The organism is Arthrobacter bambusae (genome assembly GCF_022606295.1).
Lineage (GTDB): Bacteria > Actinomycetota > Actinomycetes > Actinomycetales > Micrococcaceae > Arthrobacter > Arthrobacter bambusae_A.
The window spans coordinates 64,946-79,645 of the sequence record NZ_JAHHZS010000017.1 but is presented as its reverse complement, the minus strand read 5'-3'; the positions used below and the strand labels follow the sequence as shown (position 1 = coordinate 79,645).

Sequence of the window (14,700 nt, the reverse complement as noted above, 5' to 3'; positions counted from 1 at the left end):
AGCGCCGCACCCTCGCCGTCCCACAGCTCCATGTGGCGCAATTCACACGCCCCGGGACCTGATCTGACGCCCCGTGGCAAGATGTAGCCATGAGCACCCCCGCGATGAACTTGATGGCAGCCCTGCGTTCCGGACACGCCACATCCCCCCGCCTGACCTGGTACGGACCGGACGCCGAACGGGTGGAGCTCTCTGGGCGGGTCCTGGACAATTGGGTGGCCAAGACCAGCAACCTGCTCCAGGACGAGTTCGACGCCGAACCGGGCATGAGCCTTCGCCTGGACTTGCCCGCCCATTGGAAGTCCCTCGTGTGGGCGCTGGCCGGATGGCAGCTGGGCATGGAACTCGTGCTCGACGGCGGCAGCGCGGACCTGCTTGTCACGGACACCCCCGACGCCGGCGCGGGAGCCGGCTTCGACGCCGTGGTCGCCGTGCCGCTCGCGGCACTCGCGATGCGCTGGCCGGGAGAACTGCCGGCCGGCGTCGTGGACTACGCGGCCGAAGTCCGCTCCCACGGAGACGTATTCATGGCGCACGCCGAACCCGACGCGGCACTGCCGGCCCTGCGCCGCCCTGAAACCGGGCACTCGCACGGCGAATTGCTGGACGGCTTCGCCAAGGACCATGACTCCGGCGTACGGCTGCTGGTCCGCGCGGCCGACGGCTTGGAGTCGGCCCTCGCGGACGCCCTCGGCGCATGGAACAAGGACGGTTCAGTGGTCCTGGTGCACCCGGACGTTGATGTCACCCGGCACCTGCTGGAGAACGAGCGCGTCAGCGGCGCTTGACCGCGTCTTCGCCTTCGTCGGAGCCAGCCTCGGAGCCGGCGGCATGCATGGCCTTGGCCTTGGCCCTGTGGTGGGCCTCGATGATCTCGTGGTCATGCGAGAAGGCCTCTTCTTCGTCGAGCTCCTTGTTGAACACCAGGAAGCGGTAGGCGAAGAAGCGCACCACGGTGGCCACGAGGATGCCGACAACCCCGGCTGCGAAAAGGACGTTCTTGTCCTGGATGTTCATGCCGTATTTCGCGATGGCGGTCAGGCCGGTGGAGATACCGATCCCAATGCCGTTGATGACGATGAACATCACGAACTCGCGCACCACGTTCGCCTGGCGGCGGTGGCGGAAGGTCCAGAAACGGTTGGCGACCCAGGAGAACACGGTGGCCACGGTGGCGCCGACGAAACGGGCTTTGGCCTCACTGTCGGACATCGGGCCGTGCATGAGATAGTAGGTCAAGCCGTTATCTATGACGAACGCAACACCGCCGACAGCGCCGAACTTCGCTACTTCGCGCCAAAAGAGCGAGGCGAGCCCGCGCATGCGATCTGCAAGTGTGTTGATCATGACCCTCCATGGCCGTTGTTCTAGGGGGCCGATGGGCCGAGGCTCTATTTTAGCTCCGATTCCTTGGAGCTTGCCGAATTATTCGGCCCCAAGAGCCACGGGCCAACGCTGCATGGGGCCGGCGACGGACAAAATCAAGGAACCGGCCGCTGGTTCGGTAGGCTGAACCTTGTGACTTTTCCTGTAATTGGCGTGGTTGGCGGCGGCCAGCTCGCACGAATGATGGCCCCGGCGGCAACCGCTCTTGGCTTTGAACTCCGGGTCCTTGCCGAAGGCGAGGACGTTTCCGCGGTCCGGGCCGTGGCAACGGCTCCCATTGGCGACTACAAGGACCTCGCGGCACTCCTTGAGTTCTCGGAGGGCCTGGACGTCATGACGTTCGACCACGAGCACGTCCCCACCGAGCACCTGAGGGCGCTGATCGAGGCCGGAGTCAACGTCCAGCCCGGCCCCGATGCCTTGGTGCACGCCCAGGACAAACTGGTGATGCGCGCCGCGATCGACCGCCTGGGGCTCCCCAACCCGGCGTGGGCTGCCGTCACCGGCGTCGAAGACCTGGTGGCTTTCGGCGAGCAGACCGGCTGGCCGATCGTCTTGAAAACCCCCCGGGGAGGCTATGACGGCAAGGGCGTGCGCATCATCCATTCCGCCGACGACGCCCGGAGCACCACGGACTGGTTCGACGCCATGAGCCCGCTCCTGGCCGAAGAGAAGGTCGACTTCAGCCGCGAGCTTTCCGCGCTCGTTGCGAGGACGCCCGACGGCGAATCCCGCGCATGGCCGGTTGTCCACACTGTCCAGGTGGATGGCGTCTGCGACGAAGTGATTGCGCCGGCCCAGGACATTCCCGTGGAGGTCGCTGCGGCAGCCGAAGAGGCCGCGCTGCGGATTGCCAATGAACTCGGAGTCACGGGAGTGATGGCTGCGGAACTCTTCGAAACGCCCGGCGTCGGAGTCGGGTTCCTGGTCAACGAGCTCGCCATGCGGCCGCACAACACCGGCCACTGGACGCAGGACGGCTCCGTCACCAGCCAGTTCGAGCAGCACTTGCGCGCAGTCCTCAACCTCCCGCTCGGTGCTACCGACGCCCTGGGCGCGGTGGTCGTCATGAAGAACTTCCTCGGCGGCGACAACCAGGATCTCTACAGCGCGTACCCGAAGGCCCTCGCCTACGAGCCGGCCGCAAAAGTCCATTGCTACGGCAAGTCCGTGCGGGCCGGCCGCAAGATCGGACACGTGAACCTCGTCGGCAACTCGACGGCGGACGTCGACTCCATCCGACACCGCGCCACCATAGTGGCCGACATCATCCGTGACGGCCGCATGCCGGCCGAGACCACCTCCGAGGAGACCGCATGAGCGCAGAAACAATGGATCCCGAAAACGCGGGGGCAGCGAACGCCTCCCCGATCGTGGGGCTTGTCATGGGCTCCGACTCGGACTGGCCCGTCATGGAAGCCGCAGCCGACGCCCTGGCGGAATTCGGCATCCCCTTCGAAGCCGACGTCGTCTCCGCGCACCGCATGCCCACGGAGATGATCCGCTACGGCCAGACCGCCCATGAGCGCGGTATCCGGGTCATCATCGCCGGAGCAGGCGGCGCAGCCCACTTGCCGGGCATGCTCGCCTCCGTTACCCCGCTGCCCGTCATCGGCGTCCCGGTCCCGCTGAAGACCTTGGACGGCATGGACTCCTTGCTGTCCATCGTGCAGATGCCCGCCGGCGTTCCCGTGGCCACTGTTTCCATCGGCGGCGCCCGCAACGCCGGCCTCCTGGCTGTACGCATGCTGGCGTCCGGAACCGATGACCTTGCCGTGCGCCTTCGTGGCGAACTGCTCGAATTCGCGCAGGAGCTCAACAACACCGCCACGGAGAAGGGTGCCAGGCTCCGCGACAAGGTTGCCGAAGTCTTCTCGACGGCGAACGTCTCCGCCCGGAGCACTCGTTAAGAGCCCGGGCAGCCGCACAGAGGTCATCCCCGGCAATCCCGAATGAACCGTCCCGCAATGACAAGGATCCCCCGCCGTGTACCAGCTTGAGAATGTTCTCCGCCCCTACGCATGGGGATCGACGACGGCGATCGCCGCCCTGCTGGGAAGGCCCGCCTCGGGTGGTCCGGAAGCGGAGTTGTGGATCGGAGCGCACCCGGACTCGCCGTCCGTGGCCACCCGTCCGGATGGCTCTTCCGTCGCCTTGGACGCCTTGATCAGCGTGGATCCCGTGCATTTCCTTGGTGAAACGAGCGTGGCCGAATTCGGTCCCCGCTTGCCGTTCCTCACCAAGCTCCTTGCAGCCGACAAGCCCCTGTCCTTGCAGGTCCACCCTCGCCTGCAGCAGGCCAGGGACGGCTTCGCGAAGGAAAATGCCGCGGGCATGGAAGCGGACTCACCGGAGCGCAACTACCGCGATGACAACCACAAGCCGGAGATGATCTTCGCGCTGACGCCGTTTCACGCCCTTTGCGGTTTCCGCCCGGCCGCCGATTCGCAGCGTGTCTTCGAGCACCTCGCGACCCTCCTGGACCTTGCCGCCGTCGACGTTCCGGACGTCATCGCCGGAGTCATCTCGGACCTTTCCGGCTCCGATGAGCCCTCGGCGCTCAAAGCTGCGTTCACCCGGCTGATTACCGGCGGGGAGGCCGTCTCCGCGGCCACCGATCAGGTGGTTTCCATCCTGAAATCGGGCGCGCCGATGGGGCAGCACGCCGCGGAACTCTCGACGTTGATGGACATCAACAGCGAGTTCCCGGGCGATCCCGGTGTCCTGATTTCCCTGCTCCTGAACCTTGTGTTCCTGTCCCCGGGCGAATCGGTGTACTTGCCGGGCGGAAACGTCCACGCCTACCTGAAAGGCCTCGGCGTGGAGGTGATGGCGGCGTCGGACAACGTGCTCCGTGGCGGCCTCACCCCCAAGCACGTGGATGTTCCGGAACTCCTGAAGACCATCGAATTCGCTTCCCTCGGCGTGCCGCGCATCGAGCCCCGGATCTCCGGCTTCGGCCAGGATCTCTATGTGCCGCCCTTCAAGGAATTCCAGCTCCAGCGCATCGAGCTGGGACCCGGAGCGGAACCGGTGCCGATGGCCCAGGCGGGTCCCGCCGTCGTCGTCGTGGTTTCGGGTTCCGTGGTGCTCGACTCCCCCAAGAGCGAGCTCGCCGTCGAGCGTGGGGGGAGTGCGTTCATCCCGGCGTCGGAAGAGCCCGTCATGGTGCACCCGGTTGCCGGTGCCACGGGAACCAGCGTCGCCTTTGCCGTGACAACAGGCTTGGGGAATTAACGGTGGAGTACTTCCTGCAGACGCCCGCATGGGCGTCCTTCCAGCGATCCCTCGGACGTACCGTGCACGAGGAATCCGGGCGGGGGTGGCGTTTCCTCGCAGTGGAGGAAACGAACCCCGCCGGCAAGGTGATCTACACGCCCTACGGACCCGTCGCCGATTCGCTGGAGGCCTTCGACGAAGCCGTAGCCGCCCTCGTGGCGATCGCGCGCCGCAGCCGCGCTGTGTTTGTCCGGATGGAACCAGTCACCGCCGGGTTCGAAGCCGCCGACGCCGGTGCGGTCCTGCGGGAACGCGGCCTGCAGCCGGCGCCGTCCAACCAGCAACCGGAATTGAGCTGGATCGTGGATCTGGAGGGCGACTTCAAGGACGTCCTTGCGGGCATGAAACCCACCAACCGGAACCTGTACCGCAACATCCACAAGAAGGGTGTCACCTTCCGGTCCTCGCAGGATCCCGAAGAGATCTCGGTGCTCCTGGACTTCCTGCACATGACCGCCGCACGCAACGGCTTCAAGCCCCAGAGCGACGACTACCTCAGCGCCGTGGCCCAATCCCTCATGCCGGCCGGTGCCGGCACCCTGTTCATCGCGGAACTCGACGGCGAGCCCATCGCGGCGGCCCTGGCGTACGACTCTGCCGACACGCGAACCTACGCCCACGCGGCGCTCGATGATACGCATCGCAAGCTCAGCGCCGGCATTCCGTTGCTTGTGACGCTCATGGCGGACGCCAAGGACAAGGGACTCAAGCACGTCGATTTGTGGGGCGTGACCCCGGAAGACCAACCTGACCACAAGTGGGCCGGATTCACAGCCTTCAAGAAGTCCTTCGGCGGCCGCGAAATCGCCTACCCGGGCACATGGGACCTTCCGGTCAACAAGCTCCGCTACGGGGCCTACCAAGTAGCCCGGAAACTCCGCGACAAGCTCCGCTAGGATTCCTCCGCGCGAACTGGCAGCAGATGACCTCAAAATCCGATTGATGTCCCTCTGGTACTGCTCAGCTTCCCCATGGTGCCGCCCGTCGTATTGGAGGGCGACCCGCTCTTTGACGTAAGCGGCATCGGGCGCCGGCCCGGGACCAGGTGAAGGGCCAGCCGGGCCTTGCGTACGCCACGCATGCCGGGACGGGCTGACACCATCGCCTTCAAGTCGTCAATGGTCGCCAAGGGCTCGCGGGGCCTGGGATGGTTGTCGCCGTGCTCGACGACGATCGAGTCGCCCGCCGCGACAGTGTCGTCGATACTCATCAATTGGGCCAGGTCCAGCCACGTCCGGGCAGGCGAGGTGAGCCGGACGCCGTCGAGCACCATCACTTCACCCGGTTTGAACGTAAGTTGGTGCCCTACAACGTTCCGGCCCGGACCTTTCTCCCAGTTAGCCCGACGGAAGTCTGCGGACACGCAAAAGGGCGGTGGGATCGTGACAGCGGCGTCAGAATCGACAAGGTCCGTGAGGACAAAGCCAGAGATAGCCGCCGAGCGATCGTGCCGCCCTTTTGGACTAAGCCAGGAGTTACTTGCGGGCGTAACCTTCCCACTTGCTGGCCTGGTGCTCGCCGTCGACGAAGCGGATCGTGCCGGACTTGGAGCGCATGACGATGGACTGGGTCAGGACCTTGTCCTTGGAGTAGCGCACGCCCTTGAGCAGGTCGCCGTCGGTGATGCCGGTAGCTGCGAAGTAGCAGTTGTCGCTCGTCACGAGGTCGTTCGTGGAGAGGACGCGCTCGAGGTCGTGTCCGGCGTCGATGGCCTTCTGCTTCTCGTCGTCGCTGGTGGGCCACAGGCGGCCCTGGATAACACCGCCGAGGGACTTGATGGCACATGCGGCAACGATGCCTTCCGGCGTGCCGCCGATGCCCATCAGGGCGTCGACGCCGGTGCCGGAACGTGCGGCGGCGATGGCGCCGGCAACGTCGCCATCCATGATGAACTTGGTGCGCGCACCGGCTTCGCGGATTTCCTCCACCAGCGGGCGGTGGCGGTCGCGGTCAAGGATCATGACGTTGAGCTGGTTGACCTTGACGCCCTTGGCCTTGGCGATCAGGTGCAGGTTCTGCTTCACCGGCAGGCGGAGGTCCACCATGTCGGCGGCTTCAGGACCCGTGACGAGCTTCTCCATGTAGAACACGGCGGAGGGATCGAACATGGTGCCGCGTTCGGCCACTGCAAGCACGGCGAGGGCGTTGTTGATGCCCAGGGCAGTCAGCCGGGTTCCGTCGATGGGATCGACGGCGACGTCGCACTCGGGTCCGGTGCCGTCACCGACATGCTCGCCATTGAAGAGCATCGGGGCTTCGTCCTTTTCACCCTCGCCAATGACAACGACGCCGTTGAAATGGACCGTGTGGAGGAAGGAGCGCATGGCGTCAACGGCCGCGCCGTCCGCCTTGTTCTTGTCGCCGAAACCAACCCAGTGGCCGCCGGCGATGGCCGCAGCTTCGGTGACCCGGACAAGTTCGAGGGCCAGGTTGCGGTCCGGCTCATCGGTCCCGACGGCGAGCGCCGGCGAAATAGTGGAATACTTCTGGGACATTGGCGCTGGAGACACGTGAACCTCTTCTTCGATGACGCGATTCGTGGGACCAGGAATGGCTGGGCTTGGCGGCCTGAATGATTCCTCTACAAGAGATCATAGTCGCGGCGGAGCGGCACGGTCATGGGATGACCAACTCCCGGAACGCCCCTTGCGCGGACCGGCCGATGTGTATTAGCCGCTTGGATAGGAGACTATTGAAGCGTGAGTGAAACGCAAGACAAAGCAATTGCCGCTGTCCCGCCAAGCAACGGAGGCACCGAGGCAGCTGGCAGCAATGACGCCGGCCGGCCGGCCGTCAAGCCTGTAATCGCGGCAAAAGCCGCCAAACGGGCCAATGCTTCCGTCATCGGCATGCTCATTGCGTTGCTCCTGTGCGTGCTGGCGTTCCTTCCGATCGTGCTCATGAATCCGGCGCCAAAGAGCAGCGGTTACAAGCCCGACGTCGATGTGGCCGCAACGGCCGCCAATGCGAAAGATGTGGCGGGTTTCACACCTGTGGCGCCGAATACGGGCGACACATTTAGTCCGAACTACGCTCGCTGGTCATCCGGGACCGGCGACGGCGTACCCACGTGGGAGGTCGGCTACGTGACTCCCCAGCAGATGTTCATCGGGCTTGTCCAGACCCGCAAGGCCAATCCAACCTGGATTTTCCAGCAGACCGGCAGCGCTCCGATCACCGGCACGCGGAGCGCCGGCGGCCATGACTGGGAGCTCCATGACACGGCCAAGGGCAACCGCAGCATGGTGCTGAACTACCGCGGCACCACGATCATCCTGAGCGGGAGCGCAGGACTGGACGAGTTCTCCACGTTGGCCGCCGCCGTGGTCAAGGCGATGGACGCAGCTCCTGTCGCCTCCGCGGACGCGGGCACGAAGCCCGGCGACACAGTTTCGCAGCCTGCCACCCCAAAGCCGTAAAGTAGCGCCGTGGCTACCTATCTGACTCCCGCACTTGCCTGGCGCCGTTTGCGCGAAGGAAACGAACGCTTCGTCGCCGGCGAGTCCCTGCACCCCAACCAGGACGCTTCGCGCCGGCACTCCCTCGTCGAGGACCAGCATCCATTTGCCGTGATCTTCGGCTGCTCGGATTCCCGCCTGGCCGCGGAGATCATCTTCGACCTCGGCCTGGGAGATGCCTTCGTGGTCCGCACGGCCGGGCAAGTGATCGACGACGCCGTCCTCGGTTCGCTGGAATACAGCATCTCCCAACTTCATGTTCCGCTCATCGTGATACTTGGCCACGACAGTTGCGGCGCGGTGACTGCGACGAAGAGTGCCGTGGAGACAGGTGAAATGCCGGCAGGTTTCATCCGTTCCCTCGTGGAACGCATCACCCCCTCCGTCCTCACGGCAATGCGCAACGAGCAAACGGACGTCAACGAGATGGTGGTGGAGCACGTCAAGCAGACAGCCCGCCGATTGGCCGACAGTTCCCGTGTGATTTCCGACGCGATCGACGACGGCCGGGCCGCCGTCGTCGGGCTTTCCTACAAACTGGACGAAGGCCGCGCGGCGCTTGTTTCCGGGATCGGCAAGCTCTAAGCCGGATGCCGGGCCGCCCCCGGAGGGGCGGCACCAAGCGGCCGTAGCTTTGCTCCTCCGGTTTTCGGTCAAGCGGCTGCTCGCCATAAGCTAGCCCCATGACTTCCACTCAAGAATCCAACGCGGCCGAGTTCCGTATTGAACATGACACGATGGGCGAAGTTCGCGTTCCCGTGAACGCCCTGTACCGCGCCCAGACGCAGCGCGCCGTGGAGAATTTCCCGATCTCCGGCAAGACGCTTGAGCGCGCGCACATCGAGGCCCTGGCGCGGGTCAAGAAGGCCGCGGCCCTCGCGAACGCCGAACTTGGGGTGCTCGACGGCGAGCTCGCCGAGGCGATTGCCAACGCAGCCGATGAGGTTGCCGCCGGAAAGTACGACGGCGATTTCCCCATCGATGTCTTCCAGACCGGTTCGGGCACGTCGTCCAACATGAACACGAACGAGGTCATCGCCGAGCTGGCGACGCGTGCCCTCGCGGCCACCGGGAGCGACAAAGTTGTCCACCCGAACGACCACGTCAACGCTTCCCAGTCCTCCAACGATGTCTTCCCGACGTCGGTCCACGTCGCCGCGACGTCGGCCCTGATCAACGACCTGATCCCGGCCCTCGAGTACCTGGCTGCTTCCCTGGACCGCAAGGCAGTGGAGTTCAAGGATGTCGTCAAGTCCGGCCGCACCCACCTCATGGACGCCACGCCCGTGACCTTGGGCCAGGAGTTCGGCGGCTACGCCGCGCAGGTCCGTTACGGCATCGAGCGCATCAACGCTGCGCTCCCCCGCGTCGCCGAGGTCCCCCTGGGCGGCACCGCGGTGGGCACCGGCATCAACACCCCGGAAGGCTTCCCGGAGCGCGTCATCGAGCTCCTCGCGGCCGACACCGGCCTGCCGCTGACCGAGGCGCGCGACCACTTCGAAGCGCAGGCCAACCGCGACGGCCTCATCGAAGGCTCCAGCCAGCTGCGCAACATCGCCATCTCCTTCATGAAGATCAACAACGACCTCCGCTGGATGGGGTCCGGCCCCAACACGGGACTCGGCGAGATCTCCATTCCGGACCTCCAGCCGGGCTCGTCGATCATGCCGGGCAAGGTCAACCCGGTCATCTGCGAAGCCTCGATCATGGTCTGCGCCCAGGTCATCGGCAACGACACCGCCATCGCCTGGTCGGGTACCAACGGCGCCTTCGAGCTCAATGTCGGCATCCCCGTGATGGCCGCCAACCTGCTCGAATCCATCCGGCTCCTGGCCAACACCAGCCGCGTCATGGCCGACAAGATGATCGACGGCATCACGGCCAACGTGGAGCGCGCCCGCTTCCTGGCCGAGGCTTCCCCGTCCATCGTGACCCCGTTGAACAAGTTCATCGGTTACGAAGCAGCCGCAAAGATCGCCAAGAAGGCCGTTGCCGAGGGTTTGACCATCCGCGAAGCCGTGATCTCCCTTGGCTACCTTGAGCGTGGCGAGCTGACCGAAGAGCAGCTCGACAAGGCCCTCGACGTCACCACCATGACCCGCCCGGCCCACAAGGCCTAGCCTCCCACCAGTCCGACTGGTCTGCCCGACGGCGGCCGGCGCCTTCCCCTCGGAAGGTGCCGGCCGCCGTCGTCGTTTCCTCCCGCAGAACTCTTCTTGCACTATTTAACTAAAGGTGCAAAACTTTACTTTGTGGAAAATAGTGCAACCAATGACGGCGGACTTCGGGAGCGCAAGCGCGCTCAGACCCGCGCGGCGATCTCAGCCATCGCCCGCTCCCTGACGGCCCAGCGCGGACTCAACGGCTTCACGGTCGAGGAAGCCTGCGAACAGGCCGGGATTTCGCGGCGGACCTTCTTCAACTATTTCCATACCAAGGAAGACGCGGTGATCGGCTCGTTCTCCGACGAGCTTCCCGAAGAGGCCCTGGAGGCCTTCAACCGCAACCCCGCCCGTGCCGCCGGCACCATCTCGGACTCGTTGCTGTCCGCGCTGCGCCAATTCACCCTGGCGGTCCTCGAGCGGTCCACCGTGAGTCCGTCGGAGATCCGTCAGCTCATCGCGGCAGTCACGGCCGAGCCCCAGCTCCTGGGCCGTTTGACCCGCGAAGGCGAAGTCCGAGAGCGCCAGTTCGCCGAACTCATCGCCGCCCGTGAAGGCCTCCCGGCGGATCACACGGAGGTCGTCATGGCCGCCGCAGCCTTCGGTGCGGTCACCAAGAAGACGAGCAAGCAGTTCTTTTCCGAGGAGAACACGCAGCCATACCGGGAACTGCTGGACCGGAACCTCAACGCAGCCCGCACGCTCTTCGCCCAACCGCTGGACATCAACCCCGTCGAACCCCAGAAGGATCAACCGTGAGTACCACTCTCAAGACCAAAGCGGCCGCACCGCTGCTTTTGACCCAGAGAAGGATCTGGATCATTTTCTCGGCGTTGATCGCCGGCATGCTGCTCTCGAGCCTGGACCAGACCATCGTGTCCACGGCCATGCCCACGATCGTCGGCAAGCTCGGCGGCGTGGAGAACCAGGCCTGGATCACCACGGCCTACCTGCTCGCCACCACCATCGTCATGCCGATCTACGGCAAGTTCGGTGACATCCTGGGCCGTCGGAACCTCTTCCTGATTGCCATCGGCTTGTTCACGGCAGCTTCCATCGGTTGTGCCTTCGCCACCGATTTCTGGGGCTTCGTGATCTTCCGCGCCATCCAGGGCCTGGGCGGCGGCGGACTGATGATCCTCTCGCAGGCCATCATCGCGGACATCGTGCCCGCCAAGGAACGCGGCAAGTACATGGGCCCGCTCGGTGCCATCTTCGGGCTTTCCGCCGTGGCCGGTCCGCTCCTGGGCGGCTTCTTCGTCGATCACCTGACCTGGGAATGGGCCTTCTACATCAACATCCCCATCGGCATTGCAGCCTTCACCATCGCCTGGTTCACGCTCACCCTGCCAAACAAGAAGGCCGAAAAGCGCATCGACATCCTTGGGGTCCTGCTGCTGTCCGCTGCCACGGCATGCTTGATCTTCTTCACCGATTTCGGCGGCAAGAAGGACCAAGGCTGGGACTCCCCCCTTACGTGGGCCTTCGGCGCCGGCATGGTGCTTGCCGCCTTCCTCTTCGTCCTCGTGGAGCGCAAGGCGGAAGACCCCATCATTCCGCTGAGCCTGTTCAAGAACCGGATCTTCATCAACGCAACCGCCATCGGCTTTACCCTGGGGCTGGGCATGTTCGCCGCGATCGCCTTCGTGCCGACGTTCCTGCAGATGTCCTCCGGTACTTCAGCCGCGGTTTCCGGCCTGCTCATGCTGCCGATGATGGTCGGACTCATGGGGACGTCCATCTATTCGGGTATCCGCATCTCCAAGACCGGCAAGTACAAGATGTTCCCTATCGTCGGAGCCAGCCTCACGATCGTTGCCATGTTGTGGCTCACCACGCTCACCGCGGCAACTCCGATCTGGGTCATCTGCATCCAGCTGTTCATCTTCGGCGCGGGCCTGGGCTTGATCATGCAGGTCATCGTCCTGGTGGTCCAGAATGCGGTTCCGGCCGGGCAAATCGGCACGGCAACGAGCACGAACAACTACTTCCGCGAGGTCGGTGCTTCGTTGGGCGTCGCCGTCTTCGGCTCTATCTTCACGACGCGGCTGGCCGAGTCCCTCACCAAGGCATTCACAGGCGCCGGGGCTTCCGCCGCGCAGGCTGCACAGTCAACCAGCAAGCTTGATCCGCAGACCTTGGCCCAGCTGCCGGTCCAGGTCAAGGACGCCATCGTCAATGCCTACGCCGACTCGCTGGCACCGGTGTTCTGGTACCTGATCCCGTTCATCGCGGCCGCCCTCCTGCTCGCCGTCACCCTCAAGCAGATCCCGCTCTCCGACACCGCGGGAATGGTGGCCCGGGGCGAGGCTGTCGGAGGTGAGGAGGCGGAACGACTTGAAGCCGAACGCCTCGGAGTTTCCTCCGACTCGACCGTTGACGCGGTCGCCAAGCCTGAGTCCGACCCGGTGGGGCCAGTGGGGCTGGTGGAGCAGGAGGAGCCGGTGGAGGATAATGACGGCGAGCTCGCCCGGCGCTGAGCCCGGGACATGTCCAGCGTTGCCTCGGACGAGTGGACATGCTCGGCGCTGAGCCCGGGACATGCCCAGCGTTGCCTCGGACGAGTGGACATGCTCGGCGCTGAGCCCGGGACATGCCCGCCGCAGGCTCGGACGAGTGGACATATGAGGAATATGTCCACTGCCCGAATGCAAAGCCGGGCATGTCCACTGGGCCGAAAGTAGGGCTCGCGGGACATACGCCGGACTCGCGGGGTAGCTGGCCGGGCCAACAGGGGCGCCGCAATCTTACGGGGGGGGTTTGCGGCGCCCCTGTGTTGTCCGGCCTTGGCTCGGACGAGTGGACATGCTCGGCGCTGAGCCCGGGACATGCCCGCCGCAGGCTCGGACGAGTGGACATATGAGGAATATGTCCACTGCCCAAATGTAAAACAGGGCATGTCCACTGGGGCGAACGTGGGACTCCATGATCGAGTGGACTTGCGGAGTCTGGCCTAGGCTGGAACCCATGAGTCCAGAGCCCGAAGAATCCGCAACCATCAGTCCCGCCGTTCGATGGGGATTAGGGGCAGTCCTTTTCGGGCTTCTGGCTGTCTCCATTGCCGCCGCCAAGGGCGAATGGTGGACCATCGCCGGCGCTATTGTCTGCGGTGCAACCGCTTTCGTCTTCGCTGCCCGCGCGATCCTTGCGGCCCGTCAATCGCGCTGATACGCGACGGCGGTGCCCGGCTCCAGCGCAAGCCGGATGGTTTCGCGGTGGCCGGTGCTGATCTCAGGCAACTCGTCGAGGGCAAACCAGCCGACGGCGATTGACTCGTCGTCGTTGACGCGGGCCTCCCCCGAGAGATAGCGGCATTTGAAAGCAATATCCAGGAAGTCGCAGACGTCTCCGTTGGGATACGTGACCGGGCCGATCACGCCCACTGCCAGGATGCGCTCGGTTTCGGCGACTACGGCAGTCTCCTCGAAGATCTCGCGGATCAAACCAGGGGCTGGATGCTCACCCGGTTCGAGCATTCCGGTGATCAAGGTCCACCGGCCGTTGTCGGCCCGTTGGCACAGCAGGACCCGGTTCTCCTCGTCCAGGACCACGCCCCGCACTCCGGGCAGCCACAACGGATCGTTGCCGATTTTCTCGCGGATTTCACGGATGAATTCCGGGACCGGCACGGCCTAGCCCGCTTTCGCTGAAACAGTCATCACCAACACGAAATCTGCCTCCGTTTCCGGGTCGGATCCTCCAGTAGGGCGAGTATCCCACCGGCGATGCCCGAATGACAGCGGGCCAGGCTGCTCACCCTGTCGTTTCCCGCCGCCGTGGCCCACGGCTCTCCTCACGCGGGCAGTGCAAACATCGCCGCTGCCGCACCGGCAAGCATGAATGGCCCGAATGGAATTGCCGATTTCAAGGTTCCCCTCCGGGCCGCCAGGACTCCCAGGCTCCACAACCCGCCGAAGAGGAACGCCGCAAACGTTCCGGCGAAAACATGCGCCCAACCCAGGTAGCCAAGGTATAGGCCGAGGACACCGGCCAATTTGACGTCGCCGAAGCCCATCCCGGGCGGATACGCCAAACGCAGGATGAAGTAGAAAACCCACAGCACGGCTCCCCCGGCCACGATGCCCAAGGCGGGCACGCCGAGGAAGGAGGCACCGCCGTCGGGCGTCTTCCCTGCCGCTCCGCCGGCGAGGTCCGTCGCCTCTCCCCCAGCCAAGGTGACGGCTATCGCCGCGCCGAGCAGCAACACGCCGGCGATCGCATAGGACGGGAACACGATCCGGTTGGGCAAGAGGTGGTGGCGGACGTCGATGACGGTGAGACGGGCAGCCATGATCGCAAAGTAAACACATGCTGCCAGCAGGAGCCAGAAGGCCGGGACACTGGTTCCCCACAATTCGCCGAGTCGTCCGATCACCCTCGGATGCTATCGGTTTTCTCAAAGCTGCGCCGGTCAC

Annotated in this window: 16 protein-coding genes; 11 read left to right on the top strand and 5 right to left on the bottom strand. The window is 64.9% G+C overall.

The features are described from left to right. The first annotated feature begins 89 nt into the window (after positions 1–89). Complete coding sequence (locus tag KNN17_RS13280) at positions 90–788, top strand: TIGR03089 family protein (protein WP_241709505.1); 699 nt, start codon at positions 90–92, stop codon at positions 786–788. Here KNN17_RS13280 and KNN17_RS13275 read toward each other — a convergent pair. Beyond that, complete coding sequence (locus tag KNN17_RS13275) at positions 775–1,347, bottom strand: GtrA family protein (protein ID WP_241709504.1); 573 nt, start codon at positions 1,345–1,347, stop codon at positions 775–777. The two genes, KNN17_RS13280 and KNN17_RS13275, sit on opposite strands and share 14 nt — an antisense overlap. A gap of 171 nt (positions 1,348–1,518) precedes the next feature. Here KNN17_RS13275 and KNN17_RS13270 point away from each other — a divergent pair, with 171 nt between their 5' ends. The 4 genes from KNN17_RS13270 to KNN17_RS13255 all read left to right on the top strand — a co-directional run bounded on the left by KNN17_RS13270 (position 1,519) and on the right by KNN17_RS13255 (position 5,561). Then, positions 1,519–2,706 carry a 5-(carboxyamino)imidazole ribonucleotide synthase gene (locus tag KNN17_RS13270; protein ID WP_284763997.1) on the top strand — a complete coding sequence of 396 codons (1,188 nt, stop codon included), beginning with the start codon at positions 1,519–1,521 and terminating at the stop codon, positions 2,704–2,706. Then, on the top strand, positions 2,703–3,296 hold the full coding sequence (gene purE, locus KNN17_RS13265; protein WP_241709503.1) for a 5-(carboxyamino)imidazole ribonucleotide mutase: 594 nt from the start codon (positions 2,703–2,705) through the stop codon (positions 3,294–3,296). Before KNN17_RS13270 ends, purE begins: the two co-directional genes overlap by 4 nt. Before the next feature lie 76 nt (positions 3,297–3,372). Beyond that, a complete protein-coding gene (manA, locus tag KNN17_RS13260) occupies positions 3,373–4,623 on the top strand; it encodes a mannose-6-phosphate isomerase, class I (protein ID WP_241709502.1) in 1,251 nt (416 codons plus the stop codon). Between the two features lie 2 nt (positions 4,624–4,625). Continuing rightward, positions 4,626–5,561 (top strand): lipid II:glycine glycyltransferase FemX, encoded by a 936-nt coding sequence (locus tag KNN17_RS13255; RefSeq protein ID WP_241709501.1) that lies wholly within the window; start codon positions 4,626–4,628, stop codon positions 5,559–5,561. A 32-nt stretch (positions 5,562–5,593) separates the two neighbouring features. On the opposite strand, the gene KNN17_RS13250 is transcribed toward KNN17_RS13255, so the two are convergent. Both KNN17_RS13250 and glpX read right to left on the bottom strand, forming a co-directional pair. After that, positions 5,594–5,938 (bottom strand): hypothetical protein, encoded by a 345-nt coding sequence (locus KNN17_RS13250; protein ID WP_241709500.1) that lies wholly within the window; start codon positions 5,936–5,938, stop codon positions 5,594–5,596. Between the two features lie 202 nt (positions 5,939–6,140). Continuing rightward, positions 6,141–7,160 carry a class II fructose-bisphosphatase gene (gene glpX, locus KNN17_RS13245; RefSeq protein WP_171983398.1) on the bottom strand — a complete coding sequence of 340 codons (1,020 nt, stop codon included), beginning with the start codon at positions 7,158–7,160 and terminating at the stop codon, positions 6,141–6,143. 204 nt (positions 7,161–7,364) lie between these two features. Here glpX and KNN17_RS13240 point away from each other — a divergent pair, with 204 nt between their 5' ends. From KNN17_RS13240 to KNN17_RS13215, 6 genes are all read left to right on the top strand, one after another. Next, positions 7,365–8,084 carry a DUF4245 domain-containing protein gene (locus KNN17_RS13240; protein WP_372489677.1) on the top strand — a complete coding sequence of 240 codons (720 nt, stop codon included), beginning with the start codon at positions 7,365–7,367 and terminating at the stop codon, positions 8,082–8,084. A 9-nt stretch (positions 8,085–8,093) separates the two neighbouring features. Next, complete coding sequence (locus KNN17_RS13235; RefSeq protein WP_078105935.1) at positions 8,094–8,708, top strand: carbonic anhydrase; 615 nt, start codon at positions 8,094–8,096, stop codon at positions 8,706–8,708. A 98-nt stretch (positions 8,709–8,806) separates the two neighbouring features. Beyond that, positions 8,807–10,243 (top strand): class II fumarate hydratase, encoded by a 1,437-nt coding sequence (locus tag KNN17_RS13230; RefSeq protein WP_241709499.1) that lies wholly within the window; start codon positions 8,807–8,809, stop codon positions 10,241–10,243. 132 nt (positions 10,244–10,375) lie between these two features. Further along, positions 10,376–11,044: a TetR/AcrR family transcriptional regulator gene (locus KNN17_RS13225; protein ID WP_241709498.1), complete on the top strand. Its 669-nt coding sequence runs from the start codon at positions 10,376–10,378 to the stop codon at positions 11,042–11,044. Then, positions 11,041–12,765: an MDR family MFS transporter gene (locus KNN17_RS13220; RefSeq protein ID WP_241709497.1), complete on the top strand. Its 1,725-nt coding sequence runs from the start codon at positions 11,041–11,043 to the stop codon at positions 12,763–12,765. The genes KNN17_RS13225 and KNN17_RS13220 overlap by 4 nt, the downstream gene beginning before the upstream one ends. A 487-nt stretch (positions 12,766–13,252) precedes the next feature. Continuing rightward, positions 13,253–13,453, top strand: a complete 201-nt coding sequence (locus KNN17_RS13215; protein ID WP_241709496.1) for a hypothetical protein — start codon at positions 13,253–13,255, stop codon at positions 13,451–13,453. Here KNN17_RS13215 and KNN17_RS13210 read toward each other — a convergent pair. Together KNN17_RS13210 and KNN17_RS13205 are read right to left on the bottom strand one after the other, a co-directional pair. Beyond that, positions 13,441–13,914 (bottom strand): NUDIX hydrolase, encoded by a 474-nt coding sequence (locus KNN17_RS13210; RefSeq protein WP_241709495.1) that lies wholly within the window; start codon positions 13,912–13,914, stop codon positions 13,441–13,443. The genes KNN17_RS13215 and KNN17_RS13210 overlap by 13 nt on opposite strands. Before the next feature lie 164 nt (positions 13,915–14,078). Beyond that, entirely contained in the window at positions 14,079–14,660 is a 582-nt protein-coding gene (locus KNN17_RS13205) for a prepilin peptidase (protein WP_241709494.1), read from the bottom strand. Between the last annotated feature and the right edge of the window lie 40 nt (positions 14,661–14,700).

What these genes read in the sequence shown, in the direction of transcription:
- KNN17_RS13280 (WP_241709505.1), top strand. Translation starts at nt 90, where the DNA reads ATGAGCACCCCCGCGATGAACTTGATGGCAGCCCTGCGTTCCGGACAC.
- KNN17_RS13275 (WP_241709504.1), bottom strand. Translation starts at nt 1,347, where the DNA reads ATGATCAACACACTTGCAGATCGCATGCGCGGGCTCGCCTCGCTCTTT.
- KNN17_RS13230 (WP_241709499.1), top strand. Translation starts at nt 8,807, where the DNA reads ATGACTTCCACTCAAGAATCCAACGCGGCCGAGTTCCGTATTGAACAT.
- purE (WP_241709503.1), top strand. Translation starts at nt 2,703, where the DNA reads ATGAGCGCAGAAACAATGGATCCCGAAAACGCGGGGGCAGCGAACGCC.
- glpX (WP_171983398.1), bottom strand. Translation starts at nt 7,160, where the DNA reads ATGTCCCAGAAGTATTCCACTATTTCGCCGGCGCTCGCCGTCGGGACC.
- KNN17_RS13215 (WP_241709496.1), top strand. Translation starts at nt 13,253, where the DNA reads ATGAGTCCAGAGCCCGAAGAATCCGCAACCATCAGTCCCGCCGTTCGA.
- KNN17_RS13250 (WP_241709500.1), bottom strand. Translation starts at nt 5,938, where the DNA reads ATGGTGCTCGACGGCGTCCGGCTCACCTCGCCTGCCCGGACGTGGCTG.